Raw genomic sequence first — 18,116 nt, 5'->3', positions numbered from 1 at the left:
AGGAAAAATGCTTAGCAACAGCGCTGTTTTGCTTAGAAATCCTGCTTTATCAACAACTCCTTTTAAGGATGGAGTTTTGATATCCGCAGACGGGGAATTAAAAATGATCGAGTGCGATCACGATGTTTTGGAGGAGGTGCTTGGAAAAGCAGATCACCCAATAACATATAAAGAGCTTTTAAATGCGTTTGTACCAAAGTATGAAAAAGAAGAGGTTGAAGCGTTTATAGATGTTCTTTTGGAAGAAAAGCTTATAAAAAAGATTGAGAAAAAGACAAGGAAAAAAATCCACCTCAGAGTCATAGGGGAAGGAAAACTTGCAGAATATATAACGGATAGGACTTACGATGACATCGAGATAACTGAAGTCGTCGGGGCATGCGAGTATCTGAAAAGAAAGGGTACATCAGATGACAGTGTCGTGCTTATTGTGTCGGAAAACTATGATATAGGAACCGTCCTTGATCTAAACGAGAAGATGCTTGCCGACGATACTGCATTTACCGTGATATCAACCCAAATAGATAGCATCAAGCTGGGACCCAGCGTTGTGCCGTATAAGAGCGCATGCGTAGGATGCTATTACACACATCAGATAGAACAGTTAAGGATCGTATCAGGGGAGAATATAGGATTTGAGGATATAAGGGATATAAAGCATTCTTTTCCCTGTGAAGAAGTGCCTGAGGAGACATCTGTATATGTGTCCAAGGTAATGAATGAGATCAGGACTCTCTATCGTGAAGATGATCTTCCGGCATTTATGAATAAGATAATCGAATTTGATTCTTCAAATGAAAAAAGAGTCATCGCATTTACACCTACGACTTCATGCCCTTATTGCAAAGGCATGAACAGAAAACTCATAACATATGAGGAATATAAGAATAGTAAAAGTGAAGAACCCCAATTCATATCAAATGAAAAGATACTGTATAAAGTCGGAGGTTACAGGAGCACAGGAACTGAAGAGACCAAAAAGATCCTGGATGAGGCAATAGAAAGAACAGGGCTTGAAGTAAGGGTTGAAGAAGCCGGCGATAACCCGCTTGCCGATGTCATGCCGTCATTTGACGCTTCCGTTAAGACGAGCTACAAAAACAAAACTCCGTATATCATGTATGCCATAAACTCCCAGGGAAAAGGACTTAATCCCCGACAGGCGTACTTCTCTGCGTGTTTTGAATTGTTTGAAAGGCTCAGTGCAAGATACTATGGTGACAAAAGACTTGTGAGAGCTACGCCGAATGAAGTCGGTAAAGATGGGTATTCGTTGGAACTCATTAAAAGACAGAAAAGAATGATCGATAAGGAATACGATATAGATCACGACAGAGCTATAGATTGGGTTGAAGCAAAATCTGTATTGTCCGGAAAAAGTAAGCTTGTTCCTGCGTCGTTTGTCTATCTTAGCAACGTCACATTCAAGAGTATTGACAATGGGATATCCTCCACAGGTCTTGCTGCGGGAGCAACGGTAGAGGATGCTGTGCTTCAGGGACTTTTTGAAGTTATTGAACATGATGCGTGGATCATGGGCCAAGCAAATAGATGTGTGCTTCCCAGAGTTGATATTTACTCTTCCAAAAACAATGAGCTTAAAAAACTCATGAAACAAATAGAAGAATTGGGGTATGAGATCATAACAAGAGACTACTCCAACGACCTGGGATTTCCGGTTTTCAGAACCTGGATAGTAGACAGGAATGATTATGAACACTATGCCGTTAACGGATTTGGGGCGTCTCTTTCCGCGGAGATAGCACTTGAAAGATCGGTGACTGAGGCGGTTCAGTCTCTAATTCCGGAAAAAGATATAGATATATGTGATTACGGATCAGTCTCAGATTATGAGTCGATGTACTCCTATGATTCTTTTTACTCGCTTTCATACTTTGTCCGGAAGGACATTAACTCGGAAGGTGAAATAAAGAAAATGGATGAATATAAAGATACTGAGTATTTATCGGTAAAAGAAATGATAGATATTGTATCAGGCAGGATAAAAGAGGTATTGGGAGAAGACGCGGATATTCTTTACACGAATCTGACCAAAAAATCCATTGGAATACCTGTTGTGAGAGTTATTGTAGAAGGCGATGTTCAAAGGACAGGAGACCCTGTAAGAGCAGTTAGCGCAAGAACTCTTAAATATCCTGTCTATAAGAAGGTATCCAATAAGGAAGCTGTTATAGAAGATCTGTATCTTGGTCCGTATCCGCACTAAAAGAGTCAGATCACGTGGAAGGGATGAAAAATGTTTATTAATAAGGCACTTATCAAGCTGGCGAAAGGAACAGGAAAAGAAATATTTATAACCTGTATGTGGAACATTATATTTGTTATGATCTCCACCGGAATATCTTTTTGCACAGCGATGATAATAAGAAAAGTACTTGGAACTGAAGGCAGATATGATGTGCTTGAGCCACAGATTCTTTTTGTGATACTGTTTGCGCTTATATTGATACAATATGTGATATTGAGGATTAAGAGTGTAACGGCAGCAAAATGCGGCGTAAAGATAAAAGAGAAAGTAAGGACACGGCTTATAGAAAAGCTGTTTATGCTCGGGCCCGAATATATGGCTGATAAACAGACGGGAGCAGTGGCCACAACTATTTTTAATAAAGTTGAATGGCTCGGAAATTATTATACCGCGTACATACCTGTTGCGGTGTCGGGACTTCTAAATGCTGCCGTGCTGTGCGCTTTTATCATGAGAATAAATGTGACAGTCGCATTTGTTGGAATAATTGCAATGGCCGGAATACTTGTCTGTCCCATGTCATTTTATAAAGCTATGAGCAAGAGAGGCAAAAAAGAATGGGATGCCGAAGAGCAATACTATTCGGATTGCCTCGAGGGAATTCAGGGAATTGTCACACTTAAAGCATTCAGGGCCGACGGCAAACAGAAAAACAAAATTCATGCTTCCGGGGAAGTGCTGAGAAAAACTGTTATGGCGCAGCTCAAAGTATCTATGATCGAAAACGGATTGCTTGAACTTTTCGGCAGAATAGGGATTGCACTTTGCCCTGCAGTGGCAGCCTATTTGGCATTTTCCGGAAGACTCGATCCAGATGTTCTCATCTATGTGATGTTCTTTATAGGAGCTTGGTTTGCTCCCATGCTTAATCTTATTCCAGCATGGCACGTGGGATATAAAGGTATTACAGCTTCACAGGGAATAGTGGATCTTATGAATGCCACGGATAACTATATGAGGCGGGGGAAGATAAGCGAGACATGTACAGAGAAAAGCTTTGACGAGGATATACATTTTGAAAACGTAAGTTTTGCTTATAACGAAGAGGATGGAGATGTGCTTAAGAATATCAATCTTACTTTAAAGAGCGGTACGGTTACGGCCTTGGTAGGGCATTCCGGAAGCGGCAAAAGTACAGTGGGGAATATTCTTTCGGGCTTTTATGAGGTGACAAAAGGTAAGCTCAAGATTGGTGATAAAACGATAACGATGGACAATGTAGGAGATCTCCAAAAGCTTGTATCCGTTGTGTGGCAAGAGGGACATTTCTTTTCCGGAAGTGTAAGAGATAATATTTCGGTAGGAAAGCCATCCGCCACGGACGAGGAAATAGTATGGGCAGCCAAACAGGCCAATATTCATGAACTTATAGAATCACTTCCAAAGGGATATGATACGCAACTGGGAGAAGACGGAATGAGATTTTCCGGAGGTGAAAAACAAAGGATAGCTATAGCAAGGGCATTTCTAAGGAACACTCCAATATTGATACTGGATGAAGCAACGTCATCTCTTGACAGAAAAAATGAAAGAGAGATTCAGGAGAGTATAGAAAAGCTCATAAAAGGAAAGACGGTACTTGTGATAGCTCACAGGTTGTCAACGATACAGAATGCGGATTGTATATGCATCCTTTCGGATGGAGAGATTGAGGCGAAAGGAACTCACAGTGAGCTTTCCCAAAACAATCATACATACCAAAAGCTTATGGGTTCGCAGTGGGAAGCAAATTTACAAGGAGGGATCGCATAAGTGGGAAAAGAACATTCACGAATAGAATACGCCGTAAGATTAGGCAGATATATAAAAGGGTATGGTTTTTTTCTGTTCATAGCCATAATGTGTAACCTTATTTTTATTATATTGCCCTTGGGAATATCATTTGTAATGTCTTTGATGATAAGTAAAGTATTCCTACAAGATCTTAATATGATCAAAGGGCTTCTTGCGTTGCTCATCGGATTGATAATTGCGGATGCCGTTTTTTCTTATCTTGATATCTTGGTGTCTCATGACGTCACTTACAGGATACTTACCAAATTAAGAGATTTGACCTATGACAAGATAAGTGAGCTTTCACCGGCAGCCATGATGGGAAAGCAAAGCGGTGATTATATAAGTACGATAATTGAAGATGTTGAGCTTTTGGAATGGTTCTATGCACATGTTATAGCTCAGCTTGTCGTAGCTTTTTGTGTTCCGGTTATCATGCTGCTGTCAATGGGCATGTTTTCGGCATGGATACCTGTTGCGATCATTCCTTTTATAATATCAATGCTTATGATTCCAAAGTTTCAGGCTGCAAAAGCGAATAAGCAGGGGAGCAAAGTAAGGAGTGCGGCCGGAAAGGTCAGTGCCGAGATAGTTGATGGGGTTCAGGGACTTAGAGATATCCTGAGTTTTGGATGGAACGGGCAATATCTAAAAAGATTTAAAGAATGTCAGACAGAATATCAAAATGCATTTCTTACTTATGAGAAAAGAAGTGCATTTGACAGTAGTCTCCTTAATCTTATTGTGGCTATTGCCGGATTTGTAGCTGATATTCTGACGGTGATTCTCGTTAAAAACGGAACGATTCCGGCAAAGTTCATGCTACCCATCTTTTTAATGTCTTCCGGAGTTTTTGTTCCCATCATGGAAGCTATGAATATGAGTAATAATTACGGACTTATATTCGGTGCGGCCAAAAGAGTTGTAGGCCTTCTTGAGACCGAGCCTGCAGTTAAGGATGAAGGAACTCTTACCAAGGAAGAAGCATTTGAAAAGTATGACCTCAACTCCAATAAGCATTATGTCGAGCTTTCTCATGTTGGGTTTGGATATCCCGAGGAAGTATCTGATGATAAGACGGATGTTCTTAAAGACATAAGCTTTTATGTGGACAAAGGAGAAACCGTTGCAATAGTCGGAGCTTCAGGTTGTGGTAAATCTACAATTTCAAAATTGCTTTTGAGATTTTGGGACACAGACAGGGGATCCGTTTTCGTTGCGGGATTCGATATAAAAGATTACAAGCTTTCGGAGCTGCAAAGGATGATCACTTTGGTACCACAGGAAGCTTTTATCTTTGCCGACACCGTTGAGAACAATATAATGATGGCGGCTCCCGGATGTACGAGGGAACAGATGAAGAAGGCTGCGCAGCTTGCTGGAGCAGACAAGTTTATAGAAAAATTGACAGATGGATATCAAACGACTTTGGGGGAACACGGACTTAGGCTTTCCGGAGGAGAAAAGAAAAGAATAGCAATAGCACAAGCAATGCTTAAAGATTCTCCTATTCTTGTTCTTGATGAAGCTTCTGCCAACCTGGATGCGGAGAATGAGAGAATAATAAACATGGGAATAGAGAACCTAAAAAAAGGAAGAGCAACTATAATGATCGCGCACAGAATATCAACCATCAGAAGTGCGGACAGAGTCATGTTTATAAAAGACGGATGTGTGGATGAGGAAGGAAAATTTGATGACCTTATCGCAAACAATGAGGATTTCAGAAAACTGATAGCATCCGAAGAAGCGTCATAAATAGTAACTGAAAAAGATACATAAAGCGAATTGAGAGAATAAGATGAAAAAAAACAGATTTATTATCATAGGCATACTAATGTTGTTTATCATAGTGGTAAGCTTCATTTTTGCCATGAGTGTCGGAACAGCCGGGGTTACCTGGCTTGATACCTATCACATAATCGTTAATAAGCTGTTTGGTCTTTATGAAGGGGCTACAGAGGATGTGATGGTAAAGATAATATGGGATCTGAGGTTCCCCAGAGCTATTCTTGCAGTTGCGGTTGGCGGAGGTCTTGCTGTTGCGGGAGTAGCGATGCAGGCCATAACACAAAATGTGCTTGCGGAGCCTTATATTTTAGGAGTCTCAAGCGGAGCATCCGCGACTGTTACAGGAGTTTATTTTTTTGCCGCATCCCTTGTATATGTGAGTTTTGTTATTCCTATATTTGCTTTTGCGGGAGCAATGCTATCAATGATAATGGTGTATAAGATAGGAATGACGGGACGGAATAATAACAGGCTTGTGCTGGCGGGTATGACGGTCTCTGTTATCTTAAATGCGGTTTCGCAGTTTTTTATTTCAATGATGGACAGCAATTCTGCTATCAGAAGTGTAACCATGTGGATGATGGGAAGCCTTGCGGGTGCACGGTGGAACAATCTGCTTATACCTTGCGTTGGCGTAGTGATCGGTTTTGTTTACCTTTTCTTAAATGCAAGAGCGTATAATGCAATGTCTCTTGGGGACGAGACTGCGATAAGCCTTGGAATAGATGCCAGACAGATAAAAAAGAGAACTATAATCGCTGTTTCTTTTATAACGGGAATAATAGTCTCGGCAGCAGGACTGGTAGGATTTGTTGGTTTTATAATTCCTCATATAGTAAGAAGCATAATCGGGTCTGATCACAGAAAGACGCTTCCCATATGTTTTATAGGGGGAGGTATTTTCCTTCTGTGGATGGACATTCTTGCAAGAACGATCATGGCACCTCAGGAGATGGCAATAGGAATATTTACGGCATTTTGTGGCGGACCGTTTTTTGCATGGCTCCTGTATCGTAAGAACGGAGGAAAGATGTAATATGGGAAAAGATATTAAGATATCCGTGAACAGCCTTGATTACAGCATAGGGAGTCATCCTATCTTAAAAAAAGTGACCTTGTCGGTTCCAAAGGGAAAAATGATAGGAGTGATAGGACCAAACGGAAGCGGTAAAACCACGACTCTAAAGCACATATATAGAGCAATAGATCCCAAAGAGGGAGTTGTGTTTTTGAACGGTAAAGATATTCATTCCTTTTCATACAGAGAAAGTGCAAAAGAAATGACTGTGATGAAGCAGGAACACAATACGGATTTTTCTTACAGCATTTATGAAATGGTAATGATGGGAAGAATACCATATCGGAAGATGTTTGAAGCAGATACCAGAGAAGACAGGGACATTGTTATTCAATCACTTAAATATGTAGGGATGGATAAGATGATCGACAGGTCATATTCGGAGCTATCCGGGGGCGAAAAGCAGAGAGTCATGATCGCAAGATCAATTGCTCAAGACACGGAGATTTTTATACTTGATGAGCCTACCAACCATCTTGATGTTCATTATCAGTGGGCAATAACGGATCTGATAAAAAATATCGGAAAGACAGTCATCGCTGTTTTTCATGAGCTTAATCTGGCGGCGAATTATTGTGATGAATTATATGTTATAGACAAGGGAAGCATAGTTGCCCACGGAGTGCCGGGAGAGATAATAACCAAAGAGCTTCTCGCAAAAGTGTTCAAAATAGATGCCGATGTGATGAAGGATAAGAACGGGGCAATACATATTCTCTATAACAAGGCAATAGGTTGAATTGCTCCACAGCTAACGCTGTTTTCGCAATCCTGCATGGGGTGGGATTTTTGTTTGAGATGTATATACGCTTTAATGATATACGAATTGCTTCGCTGCTAAAGCAGCTCTCGCAATTCTGCAATAATTCGGAATCCGCACTATCGTGCTACTTCCTCATTATTGTTCGGGTCGTAAATTAAAAGCAGTCCACTTTCATGCGAGCATGAAGTGGACTGTTTTAATTACGACACCTATATCATTAAAGCTGCTGACGGGAATCGAACCCGTGACCTCCGCACTACCAATGCGACGCACTACCGACTGTGCTACAACAGCTTGGGACTCATCAGAGCCACGAACATTATTGTAGCAATAGAATATAGGCTTGTCAATTGAAAAATGGGTGGACCGTAAGCTTTGGTCCACCCATCATTTTATACGTCTGTTCCTATTACCGACATGTAGTAGGAGTAAAGATTCTTGTAAGTTGAACGGTTGTAATGAAGCCCGTCAGAAGCGGAAAATCCGTTCTGCTTAAGGAAACTGTAGCCGTCGATCCATTTTATACGAGGATCGAGTTCTCTTTGAAGTCTTGCGTTGAACTTCTCGATCTGTTCGTTGGATACTGTAGAACAATCACCTACGGGAGTTACCGCAGCGTAGTAAACCGTAATACCCTGTGCTTCCCATGCATCGATGTTGCTGTTTACAAGATTGATGTACTTGGAAGCGTTTGCAAGGTCATTTACACCGAAGTTGATGACCATTGTTGTGCCCGCGCCGGCGCTTGCCTGAATCTGAGGCATTGCTGTGTTCTTAAACCAGTAGTAGCCCTCGCCGACCTTGGCTACATAAGCTTTTTCATTGGAACCTACAGCCATCTGAAGCTGTACTGTTCTTGAATCACCCACAAAAAGATATGGGATACCGGGAATATCCTGTGACACGTAATTACTTATTATATATGCAACAGTGCCGTTGTAATCAATCTCATACCAACCGTTGTCGGTTGTTCCGGTAACAGAAACACAATTACCCCAACCGAGTTTACCGATCGGATTGTATTCTGTACCCGCTCCGTCGCGTACGTTGATGGTCTCGGTGACGTACATGGTAACGGGAGTTTCAAATTTAGTGACCGCAAAAGGAGTAGATACTGCATAAGCTGCTGCATCTTCAGGCTGTGGCTGTCCTTCAGGGTTCGTTTCAGGTGCGGCTACCTCTAAGGGAGCCGGTGCAACTTCGGAAGCGGTGTCAGGGTTTTCTTCTGCAATACATACTGTTCCGCTTGCCAGAAATCCTAAAGCGAATATCATGGCAAATGCTGCTACAAAGGGGCTTTTCACTATTAAGTTGTTTGTTTTTTCGATAGTTTTTTTCTTCATAACATTAAATTCCATAATTCCTATGCATTTTACATGATGATCATTTTGATGTCAAATTTGACTGTAAAGTAACAAACTTTTATAATAAATCAGTTGAATAAAAGGTAATCGAATAGGAGATATTATGTGCGGAATTATCGGTTATATTGGTAAGAGAAGTACCAAAGAGATACTTCTTGATTCACTTGAACTTTTGGAATACAGAGGATATGACAGTGCGGGAATAGCTCTTTTCCCCGGTGAGGCTGATGCGCCTTTCGTCAAGAAGGTTGCGGGCCGTGTATCCAAGTTAAGAGAGATTACTGCCGGAGATACAGAAGAGGCATGCGCAGGTATCGGACATACACGTTGGGCTACACACGGCGGTGTCAGTGATGCCAATGCTCACCCTCACAATCAGGGAAGAGTAACTCTCGTACACAACGGAATTATAGAGAACTACAAGGAGCTTATTAAGGAATACAATCTTAAGGATAAGCTCGTTTCAGAGACAGATACAGAGGTAGCTGCTGCGATCATGGATCACTTCTATGACGGAGACGCAGAGAAGGCTATCAGATCAACTATCAGCGTTTTAAAGGGAACATTTGCTTTTGCGGTTCTTTTTGCTGATCAGCCGGGCAAGATCTATGCGGCTCGTAACGTAAGCCCTATCGTTGTTGCCATGACCGAGCACGGCGCTATGCTTGCTTCAGACGTTGCGGCACTCGGCGTTCATGCCAAGGAGTATGCTTTCCTTCCCGAGTATCACATCGCATGCCTTTCATCCAAGGGTATCGTGGTACACGATGAGAAGAAGCACGAGGTACCTCTTCAGCTTATGACTATCGACTGGGATACCAGCCGTGGCGGCAAGGGCGGATATGCTTTTTATATGGAAAAAGAGATCCACGAGCAGCCCGACGCTATCAGAGACACTATCATGCCTCATATAGTAGACGGAAGAACAACATTTACAGCTGAGGGTATTCCTCATTCTCTTTTCAGGGAAAATCAGAATATTATCGTTATCGCCTGCGGAACTGCCATGCATGCGGGACTTATCGGACAGCAGCTTTTCCATACTCTTGCCAACATCCACACCGATGTTGCTGTTGCTTCCGAGTTTACTTATACCAATCCTGTTATCAAGCCCGGAACTCTTGTTATCGCCGTTTCTCAGTCAGGTGAGACAATCGATACTCTCGAGGCTATCAAGTATGCCAAGAAGAGAGGCGCCAAGGTTCTTTCTATAGTTAATGTAAAGGGATCTACAATTGCCGATAACAGTGATTATTGCATTTATACACAGGCAGGTCCTGAGATTGCGGTTGCAAGTACCAAGGCATTTACAAGCCAGATTTCGATATTCTATCTGCTTGCGATTCATACCGCCAGACTTAACGGTATGCTCGAGCCCGAAGAGATGAAGGCTTACCTTGATGAACTTATGACTGTTCCCGATGCTATCGAGGAGATCTTAGAGAAAAAAGAATTTGTAAAGAAGATGACAAACAAGTTCCTTCACGCAGATAACGCATTCATGATCGGTAGAGGTCTTGATTACTCACTTCTTCTTGAGGGATCGCTTAAATTAAAAGAGATCTCATATGTTCATTCAGAGGCATATGCTTCCGGTGAGCTTAAGCACGGAACTATCGCACTTATCACAGACGGTGTACCTGTAGTTGCTCTTGTAACTCAGAGCTTACTTGCATCCAAGGAATACTCCAATATCAGAGAGGTGCAGTCACGTGGTGCCAGCATGATCCTTATTACAAAAGAGTCTCTCTACAAGGATATGAACATACCCGAGGATGACACATTTATCCTTCCCGAGATGAGCGATATGTTCATGCCGTTCCCTGCGGCTGTTGTAATGCAGCTCATTGCTTATTACACATCCTACACCAAGGGCTTTGACGTTGATAAGCCGAGAAACCTCGCTAAGGTTGTTACGGTTGAGTAATAGACAATATTGGATAATATAGATTATATTGAGCCATAAGAGCGTAATATTCACTCTTATGGCTTATTTAATTAATTAGTTTACTTTCAAATCGTTCTTTAATATAATGGTTTTAAAGAACTATTTGAAAGGCGGTGATACATTATGGAGATTAGTGTTGAATTGCTAAAATCATTATTTGAATTGCATGATGGAGTTATTACAGCTAAAGAACTCGCAGAGGCAGGATTTACGAGAACTCTTCTTTATATATGCTTACTTAACGGGTGGCTGATCAAGGAATCACATGGAAGATATGTATTGGCAGACAATCAACCTGATGAGTTCCGCATGATACAGAACCGATCTGAAAAGTTGATATTTTCACATGGCACGGCGTTATATTTACATGGCTTGTCCGATCGTGTCCCTCATGAACTCGATATAACCGTTCCTCAGGGGGATAATGTCTCTCGTATAAAAAGGGATTATGATAATACAAGATTTCATTATTGCAAGAAAGAAATATGGGGATTGGGGATAACTGAGGCTACCACTCCACAGGGATATACGGTCAAAATATACGATCATGAACGCTGTATTTGTGATCTTATAAAAGATAAAAAATCAGTGGATACCCAGATATATTCACAGGCTATGAGAGAGTATTTTTCTGGGAAATGCAATCCGAGAAAGATTGTAAAATATGCCAGAGAATTCAATATTGAAGAAAAAGTAAGAACGTACATGGAGGTACTGTAGTGAAAGAAAGAACACCGGAACAGCTTAAAGGACAGGTAAGATCTTTCGCCGCAAAACGGGGATTAATGCCGCAGGAAGTACTTCAAATGTTTTTTCTTGAGAGGGTACTTGAAAGATTATCACGATCAAATTATTCAAGAAACTTTATTCTGAAAGGCGGAATGCTGATTTCTTCAATGTTGGGAGTTATGGAACGAACAACAATGGATATGGATACAACGGTTAACGGAATCAGCATGGCTGAGGATGAAATAGCTAAGATAATCAAGCAAATATTGAAGATAGATATCGGTGATGGAATAAAATTTGAATTTGAAAAGCTAGAGCCTATACGTGAAGATGACGACTACAATAACTATCGAGCATATTTCACGGCTATTTACGGGAAAATTGCAAATAAGATGAAGATTGATATCACGACAGGAGATGTTATTACCCCCGGAGCGATCAATTACTCTTATAAAACCATTTTAGATGATGATAAGATAGATGTTTTAGCTTATAACTGTGAAACGATTCTCGCTGAGAAGTATGAGACGATTATCCGGAGAAATATCGGAACTACCAGAGCAAGAGATTTTTATGATCTGCATGTTTTCTATCAGCTTTATTCCGAGGATATAGATTTTGGCATATTACAAAAGGCAATTCGAAGGACATCGCAAAAACGAGACTCAGAAGAAATCCTTAGTGAATGGAAGGATATTTGCGTTGACATGCGCCGAGATGAGCCACTGAGAGCGTTATGGAAGAATTATCAGGATAATAATAAATTCGCTGAGAAGGTGAGTTTTGATTCTACTTTAGATACAGTTGAGGAGATATCACTTAAAACGCATGTCGTTGATTATTTGAAAAAAGCAGTATTTCTCGATGTAGACGGAGTTCTTAATTCGAATAACAACGATTATGGTGCGGGCGTAGAGATAAGCGATGGCAAGTTGGTGGATTCCAAGGCGGTTGCACTTCTTGCAAAGCTTGTAAAAGAGACGGATGCTACGATTATTCTTCACTCGGGATGGCGCTTTTGGTTTGATGATGAAATGAACCCAACAAGACCTGAGGCGGAATACCTGGTGAGCTCGTTGGAAAAAGAAGGAATCCGGATTAGCGGAGTAACGCCTGACTTGACGACGGAAGAGATCAGAAAGACTAAGAAATTCAGCCTCGTAAAAGCCGAGGAAATCCTGCAATGGCTTAAACTGAATAAAGAATATACAAATTGGGTTGTCCTTGATGACCTTGATCTTCATAACGCTGTTGTTGAAGCACATCAAGTTAAGACAGATCCAAAAGTCGGACTGACCGAGAATGATATACGCAGAGCGATGGATATACTGGGCGAATAATAAAAAATATCTGAACAAAATATAATCAAAAAAACCACGAAATAAAATGATTATAAATAATCGCTACGCCTGATTGACTACATAAATTTGCGGGACTACTATCTAAAACACAAACATTTCTATTTTGATTTTCGCAATGAGGAGGAATGTGCGATGGATTTTAGAAAAATCTTGAAGTATGTAGTAGTTGCAGGTCTGGTAGGAGCACTTATATCGGCTCCGTTCTCAAGTGCTATCGCGGCAGCATCTGCCGAGGAACCTTCACAGGAAGAATTAAATGAGAAGGCTAGGCAGGCAAGAGTGGAGAGAGAAAGAGAAGAGCTTATTGCCGAGGCTATATCTCCCGTAAATAAGACTGTTGCCGGCGTTAAGTCTTCCGTAGACGGCTACTATCTTGCCAAGAAGGTTCAGGGCGTGGCATTTACTGCTTCAGCTCCCGAAAAGACCTCTTTTGTAAAGGTAATGGACACTGACGTTAAGAAGAGCGCTGCGGCTGTCGCAGTTGCGCAGAACGCTGCAAATGCTCTTGGCGGAACACTTGGTCCTTGCATAGATGTTACTTACGGAAAGATGGTAAACGGCGTATTTACTTTGAGCACAGATGCATCAGCAGGCTCTGTCAGCATAGGAATACCCGCTAATTTCCGCACCGAAGGTGCAAGCTATTCAATCGTAGCCGTATATGCAGGCGGTGCGTACACTGTATATGACAATGTGAGCACCAATGCCAATGCCGCTACAGCAAACGTACAGCAGGCATCTTCCGCAAATGTTATGTACGCGCTCATTAAGAGATAACACTATTTGTTGTAAAGCGCACTTAACGCGAGTAAAATTAATATAGAGCTTAAATGCCGGGTTTCGCTAATGACATGGAGCGGGACCCGGTTTCATGTTGATTGGACTTAAATTTGGCAGATATTTCTTTTTTATTTGAGGGGGCTTATGAAAAAGAGTAAAAATCTCATCGCTTGTTTTTATGTTCTGGCGATATTCTTACTGATACCAATCTTTAACAAAGGAACTTTTCATGATCTTAGCGTACACAAGATACAGGCCTTTTATTTTATCTGTGGCTTGTCTCTGGCACTCTTTTGCCTTGTTTCCCTTATCGAAGATTTTGGTAAAAGAAATATCGAGACCACCAAAGAACCAAAGATCAAGTTTTTAAGAACGGATATCGCCATGGCCGTTTTCGGTGCGGCGGTTGTTTTGTCAGCTCTTTTGTCAGGGCATATTAATGAATCCTTCTACGGAGTATCCGGCTTCGGAATGGGCGCTCTGTCGATTACCTTGATGATCCTGTCGTATTTCTATATTTCAAGATTTCTTATAACACCCAAGTGGATATTTCATTATATTGTGGCAACATCGATATTTCCTATCGCTCTGGCACTTATCAACAGGGCGGGGATAGATCTGCTTAATATGTATGAGCAGGGCGCCAATCCCAAGTACAGCCTTTATGTGTCAACGCTGGGCAATTACGGATGGTTTAGTGAATATATGGCCATAATCATTCCAATTGCTATCTATATGCATGTCATGACGGAAAATGTTTTGGAGAGGATACTATACGGAATGTATTTGATCCTCGCTTTGGCTGCGGTTACTTTTTGCGGGACCAACATGCTTATGATGACTGTGTTTGCGGTTTTTATCCTTGTATTGATCCGCAGATTTTTGACACTGGTTTCAGAAAAAGACGCTGTCCGAGCCTTTGCGAAAAAGAGCCTTCCATGGGCGTTTGTTATCGCTGTGATCGTATATTATTCGTTGGTGTTTTTTGTCAGCGGGCATGATGATATGGCAAACGGAAGAGGCTATATATGGAATCTGTCAATGGATCTGTACAAAAATTTGCCGTTAAAGGAAAAACTCATAGGAGTTGGGCCGAATCGATACATGTATGTGCTTAACGATTATCTGGGAACGAGATCCGGATTAAGCACTTTTACGAGCAGATTTAATGATCTGGCGCTTACATCCGCGCACAGCGAGTATCTGGATTACCTGATAAATACAGGAATAATAGGGCTTGCGGCTTATACATACATGATCTACACCGTCATGTCCTCTTTTATCAGAGAAGGATTCGGAAAAAGAAATAAAGAGATAGCCTTTGCTTCAGCTATCTCTTATATAATCTATTCTCTGTGTAATTTTTCTATAGTATGTGCTACGCCGATGTTCTTTATATATCTTGCAATGTGCGTGTCCAAAGAGAAAGAATGATCTTATTTTGCAAATACCTGTATCTGGTAGCAATTACCGTTGTAATTGGTCAGGAATCCGCTGCCGTAGTATTTCCAGTATGGCTTAAGCATGTTCTCACGGTGGCTGTCGCTGTTTACGTATGCTTCAAAGATATATTCAACATATTCGTCGCCGTTTTCGTTTTCAAAATCCCAATCATCAAGAATCTTGGCGATGTTCTCGCTTCCGCGCTCATATTTATCCGTAAGTCCAAGCTCTGTATATACTGTCTTGTAGCTCTCTCCGTTTGGCCTTGTATGATCGAAATTAACCGGGAGCTCGTTTAGGCGCACATCGGCGACATCCAGAAGATCATCGTTTAGTTCCAGAGCAGGCAGTCCGTTTTCTTCTCTAAACGAATTAATTTTCTGAAGCATTATAATGTCGTAAATATCAGGTGGATTGGCGCTTTTTGCGTATGCGCTGCCTTCGAATGTTGAGGCAAGGTATGTGATTATTAAGAGAGCCGGGATTATTCGTAATGTCTTTTTCATAGCTTACACCTATTTGTGCCTGACTATGATGTTAGCTGACTGTAGTTACGATCCCCATTTACAAACTTTTTTCTTATCCTAGATTAATGATAAGGTCGTTTTTGTACCCAAATCAAATAAATAAATAATAAAAATCTATAAACTTTTTAGACAGGAGAAAAAACGCCGGAAAAGTCAAGACTTGTTATTTGAGGGAGCCTTTGGCATTATTATCTTAGTTGTGTGAAAATTGCGGGTTAGATCCGTGATATATAAAAAGAAACTACACAAAAATCTACTTAAGTTGGGAGGGACTCATGAATAACGTCATAATCGGACAGTCAGGTGGGCCTACGGCCGCTATCAATGCGTCTGTGGCCGGCGCTTATGTACGCGCCAAGGAACTCGGAGCACCAAAGGTATTCGGTATGCTCCATGGTATTGAAGGTCTTATTAACGGACACATCGTCGATCTGGATAATTACTTATCGGATACGACCAATGTGGAATTGCTTAAGAGAACGCCTGCAGCGGTGCTCGGAACATGCAGATACAAGCTTCCTGTAGCAAGTAAGAATGAAGCTGACTACATCAAGATCTTCGATGTTCTTGAGAAGAACAATATCGATATGGTTTTCTATATCGGTGGCAACGATTCAATGGATACAATCATGCAGTTGTCGGATTATGCAAAAGAAAAGGGTAAATCCCAGCGTTTTATCGGCATACCCAAGACAATAGACAATGATCTTCCTATCACCGATCATTGCCCCGGCTTTGGTTCTGCAGCCAAATATATAGCGACCAGCGTAAAAGAGCTGATCAGAGACAATCAGGCAGCTGACAAAAGAAATCCTGCAACCGTTATCGTAGAGATCATGGGAAGAAATGCGGGATGGCTTGCGGCAGCGGCATCTTTATCCAAATCTGATGATTGCTCGGGACCCGATGCAATCTTTCTTCCGGAGAGACCTTTTGACATGGACAAGTTCATGGAGCAGATGAAGGAACTCTCTTCCAAAGGTAAGCCTGTACTTATTGTAATTTCAGAGGGAATCAAACTTGCCGACGGCACATATGTGTGCGAGCTCGGAGGCAAAGTTGCAACGGATACATTCGGTCATAAGCAGATGAGCGCAGCTTGCAAGGTACTTGCCGACAAATTAAGTGCAGAGCTTGGCTTACGTACAAGAACCGTTGAGCTCAGCACTCTTCAGAGAGCAGCTTCTCACATGGCATCACTTACAGACGTAAGAGAGGCTTATCAGTGCGGCTATGAAGCTCTTAATGCTGCCGTTGCGGGTGAGACCGGCAAGATGATCATCATGAAGAGAGCTATGTACCAGGACTTCGGTAAGGAAGAGTGGAGCAGCGATTGCCCTTACATCTGCACTTACGGAACCTACGACATACACTCTATTGCCAACTGCGAGAAGATGATCCCCGACGAGTGGATAACACCCGACGGCTGCGGCCTTACGGAGCAGTTTGACAAGTATGCCCGTCCTCTTATTTTCGGCGAGATGATGCCGATCATTTCAGGCGGACTTCCCAGACACCTCGTTATCGCCGAGGCTGTGTGATATTACCGGTAAATTGAATTACGGATTGAGTTAAGTGGAGAGCTCTGAGGAATAATTCCTCAGAGCTCTTTTTTTACTAAATGATACGAAAACCCGTTGTTCATAACAAAAACTTGTCGTTCATCCCATTGTTATTGAAAAACGTTTTCGGACGCAGTAAGCTTTGCTTGTAAGACAAACAAAGTATTACCATAACATTAGGGAGTGTGGAAATGAAAAATTTATTAGTAGTGGTAGGATGTTCCTGGATTATATTCGCTTTAACAAAATGGAAGGCATTTAATATTATATGGGAAAATAGGGTAATCAAAGTTTGTTCCTGCATTTTGGGGACATATAATATATTTTTGGCTTTTTTTGGTAAGAACCCAATAGGTGAAGTGCTCCTTATCATCGATTTTATCCTTGTTTTTGTGTTAGATATTTACTTTTTTATAATTAGACTGAAAAAAAGTAAAAAAGGAATTATGAAGATATATCAATTAGTGCTCGGATTTATTTTTATTATTACAGCATTATGGATGCTTGGGCTTGATATGAAAAGAATTTATGTGGGCATAGCTATGTTAACCGGCGCTATGATGATGATTTCTGTGCCATTTCAAGAAGGTTTAGAAAAATTTGAAAAAGAAAAAATATAAATTTTTAGCCTGAATTAAGAGCTCTGAGGAATATTCCTCAGAGCTCTTTTTTAAAGCCAAATGTTAAGAAAACCTGTTGTTCATAACAAAAAAACTTGTCGTTCATAA

Annotated in this window: 14 protein-coding genes and 1 tRNA gene; 12 read left to right on the top strand and 3 right to left on the bottom strand. The window is 41.3% G+C overall.

All coding sequences use genetic code 11. The features are described from left to right. Positions 1-7 precede the first annotated feature (7 nt). Genes D6856_RS04160 through D6856_RS04140 form a run of 5 tightly spaced genes read left to right on the top strand, consistent with a single transcriptional unit; the run spans position 8 to position 7,650 of the window. Positions 8-2,227 carry a YcaO-like family protein gene (locus tag D6856_RS04160; RefSeq protein ID WP_120685846.1) on the top strand — a complete coding sequence of 740 codons (2,220 nt, stop codon included), beginning with the start codon at positions 8-10 and terminating at the stop codon, positions 2,225-2,227. A 30-nt stretch (positions 2,228-2,257) separates the two neighbouring features. Beyond that, positions 2,258-4,021: an ABC transporter ATP-binding protein/permease gene (locus D6856_RS04155; protein ID WP_120685845.1), complete on the top strand. Its 1,764-nt coding sequence runs from the start codon at positions 2,258-2,260 to the stop codon at positions 4,019-4,021. Next, positions 4,022-5,800, top strand: a complete 1,779-nt coding sequence (locus D6856_RS04150; RefSeq protein WP_120685844.1) for an ABC transporter ATP-binding protein — start codon at positions 4,022-4,024, stop codon at positions 5,798-5,800. It begins immediately after the preceding gene. 43 nt (positions 5,801-5,843) lie between these two features. Continuing rightward, on the top strand, positions 5,844-6,869 hold the full coding sequence (locus D6856_RS04145) for a FecCD family ABC transporter permease (protein WP_120685843.1): 1,026 nt from the start codon (positions 5,844-5,846) through the stop codon (positions 6,867-6,869). A gap of 1 nt (position 6,870) precedes the next feature. Continuing rightward, positions 6,871-7,650 carry an ABC transporter ATP-binding protein gene (locus D6856_RS04140; RefSeq protein WP_120685842.1) on the top strand — a complete coding sequence of 260 codons (780 nt, stop codon included), beginning with the start codon at positions 6,871-6,873 and terminating at the stop codon, positions 7,648-7,650. 245 nt (positions 7,651-7,895) lie between these two features. On the opposite strand, the gene D6856_RS04135 is transcribed toward D6856_RS04140, so the two are convergent. Further along, positions 7,896-7,968 (bottom strand) — tRNA-Thr (locus D6856_RS04135). 98 nt (positions 7,969-8,066) lie between these two features. After that, positions 8,067-9,017, bottom strand: a complete 951-nt coding sequence (locus tag D6856_RS04130; RefSeq protein ID WP_207667262.1) for an SGNH/GDSL hydrolase family protein — start codon at positions 9,015-9,017, stop codon at positions 8,067-8,069. Positions 9,018-9,141: 124 nt separating this feature from the next. Between D6856_RS04130 and glmS the strand changes: the two genes are divergently transcribed. From glmS to D6856_RS04105, 5 genes are all read left to right on the top strand, one after another. Beyond that, positions 9,142-10,965 carry a glutamine--fructose-6-phosphate transaminase (isomerizing) gene (gene glmS, locus D6856_RS04125; protein WP_120685840.1) on the top strand — a complete coding sequence of 608 codons (1,824 nt, stop codon included), beginning with the start codon at positions 9,142-9,144 and terminating at the stop codon, positions 10,963-10,965. A 144-nt stretch (positions 10,966-11,109) separates the two neighbouring features. Next, entirely contained in the window at positions 11,110-11,706 is a 597-nt protein-coding gene (locus tag D6856_RS04120) for a type IV toxin-antitoxin system AbiEi family antitoxin domain-containing protein (RefSeq protein ID WP_120685839.1), read from the top strand. Continuing rightward, positions 11,706-13,055 carry a nucleotidyl transferase AbiEii/AbiGii toxin family protein gene (locus tag D6856_RS15310; protein WP_158588818.1) on the top strand — a complete coding sequence of 450 codons (1,350 nt, stop codon included), beginning with the start codon at positions 11,706-11,708 and terminating at the stop codon, positions 13,053-13,055. The genes D6856_RS04120 and D6856_RS15310 overlap by 1 nt, the downstream gene beginning before the upstream one ends. Positions 13,056-13,208: 153 nt before the next feature. Then, complete coding sequence (locus tag D6856_RS04110; protein ID WP_120685838.1) at positions 13,209-13,853, top strand: hypothetical protein; 645 nt, start codon at positions 13,209-13,211, stop codon at positions 13,851-13,853. A gap of 147 nt (positions 13,854-14,000) precedes the next feature. Further along, complete coding sequence (locus D6856_RS04105; protein ID WP_120685837.1) at positions 14,001-15,290, top strand: O-antigen ligase family protein; 1,290 nt, start codon at positions 14,001-14,003, stop codon at positions 15,288-15,290. Positions 15,291-15,292: 2 nt separating this feature from the next. Here the strand turns inward: D6856_RS04105 and D6856_RS04100 are convergent, their stop codons facing one another. Beyond that, a complete protein-coding gene (locus D6856_RS04100) occupies positions 15,293-15,805 on the bottom strand; it encodes a CAP domain-containing protein (protein ID WP_120685836.1) in 513 nt (170 codons plus the stop codon). A gap of 296 nt (positions 15,806-16,101) precedes the next feature. Between D6856_RS04100 and D6856_RS04095 the strand changes: the two genes are divergently transcribed. Beyond that, positions 16,102-17,367, top strand: coding sequence for a 6-phosphofructokinase (locus D6856_RS04095; RefSeq protein ID WP_120655880.1), 1,266 nt, complete (start codon positions 16,102-16,104; stop codon positions 17,365-17,367). A 212-nt stretch (positions 17,368-17,579) separates the two neighbouring features. Further along, complete coding sequence (locus D6856_RS04090; protein ID WP_120685835.1) at positions 17,580-18,008, top strand: hypothetical protein; 429 nt, start codon at positions 17,580-17,582, stop codon at positions 18,006-18,008. Positions 18,009-18,116: the final 108 nt, after the last annotated feature.

It is taken from the genome of Butyrivibrio sp. XB500-5 (assembly GCF_003625505.1).
Taxonomy (GTDB): Bacteria; Bacillota; Clostridia; order Lachnospirales; family Lachnospiraceae; genus Butyrivibrio.
This window is presented reverse-complemented; position numbering and strand designations above follow the sequence as displayed.

What these genes read in the sequence shown, in the direction of transcription:
- D6856_RS04160 (WP_120685846.1), top strand. Translation starts at nt 8, where the DNA reads ATGCTTAGCAACAGCGCTGTTTTGCTTAGAAATCCTGCTTTATCAACA.
- D6856_RS04155 (WP_120685845.1), top strand. Translation starts at nt 2,258, where the DNA reads ATGTTTATTAATAAGGCACTTATCAAGCTGGCGAAAGGAACAGGAAAA.
- D6856_RS04145 (WP_120685843.1), top strand. Translation starts at nt 5,844, where the DNA reads ATGAAAAAAAACAGATTTATTATCATAGGCATACTAATGTTGTTTATC.
- D6856_RS04140 (WP_120685842.1), top strand. Translation starts at nt 6,871, where the DNA reads ATGGGAAAAGATATTAAGATATCCGTGAACAGCCTTGATTACAGCATA.
- D6856_RS04130 (WP_207667262.1), bottom strand. Translation starts at nt 9,017, where the DNA reads ATGAAGAAAAAAACTATCGAAAAAACAAACAACTTAATAGTGAAAAGC.
- glmS (WP_120685840.1), top strand. Translation starts at nt 9,142, where the DNA reads ATGTGCGGAATTATCGGTTATATTGGTAAGAGAAGTACCAAAGAGATA.
- D6856_RS04120 (WP_120685839.1), top strand. Translation starts at nt 11,110, where the DNA reads ATGGAGATTAGTGTTGAATTGCTAAAATCATTATTTGAATTGCATGAT.
- D6856_RS04110 (WP_120685838.1), top strand. Translation starts at nt 13,209, where the DNA reads ATGGATTTTAGAAAAATCTTGAAGTATGTAGTAGTTGCAGGTCTGGTA.
- D6856_RS04105 (WP_120685837.1), top strand. Translation starts at nt 14,001, where the DNA reads ATGAAAAAGAGTAAAAATCTCATCGCTTGTTTTTATGTTCTGGCGATA.
- D6856_RS04100 (WP_120685836.1), bottom strand. Translation starts at nt 15,805, where the DNA reads ATGAAAAAGACATTACGAATAATCCCGGCTCTCTTAATAATCACATAC.
- D6856_RS04095 (WP_120655880.1), top strand. Translation starts at nt 16,102, where the DNA reads ATGAATAACGTCATAATCGGACAGTCAGGTGGGCCTACGGCCGCTATC.
- D6856_RS04090 (WP_120685835.1), top strand. Translation starts at nt 17,580, where the DNA reads ATGAAAAATTTATTAGTAGTGGTAGGATGTTCCTGGATTATATTCGCT.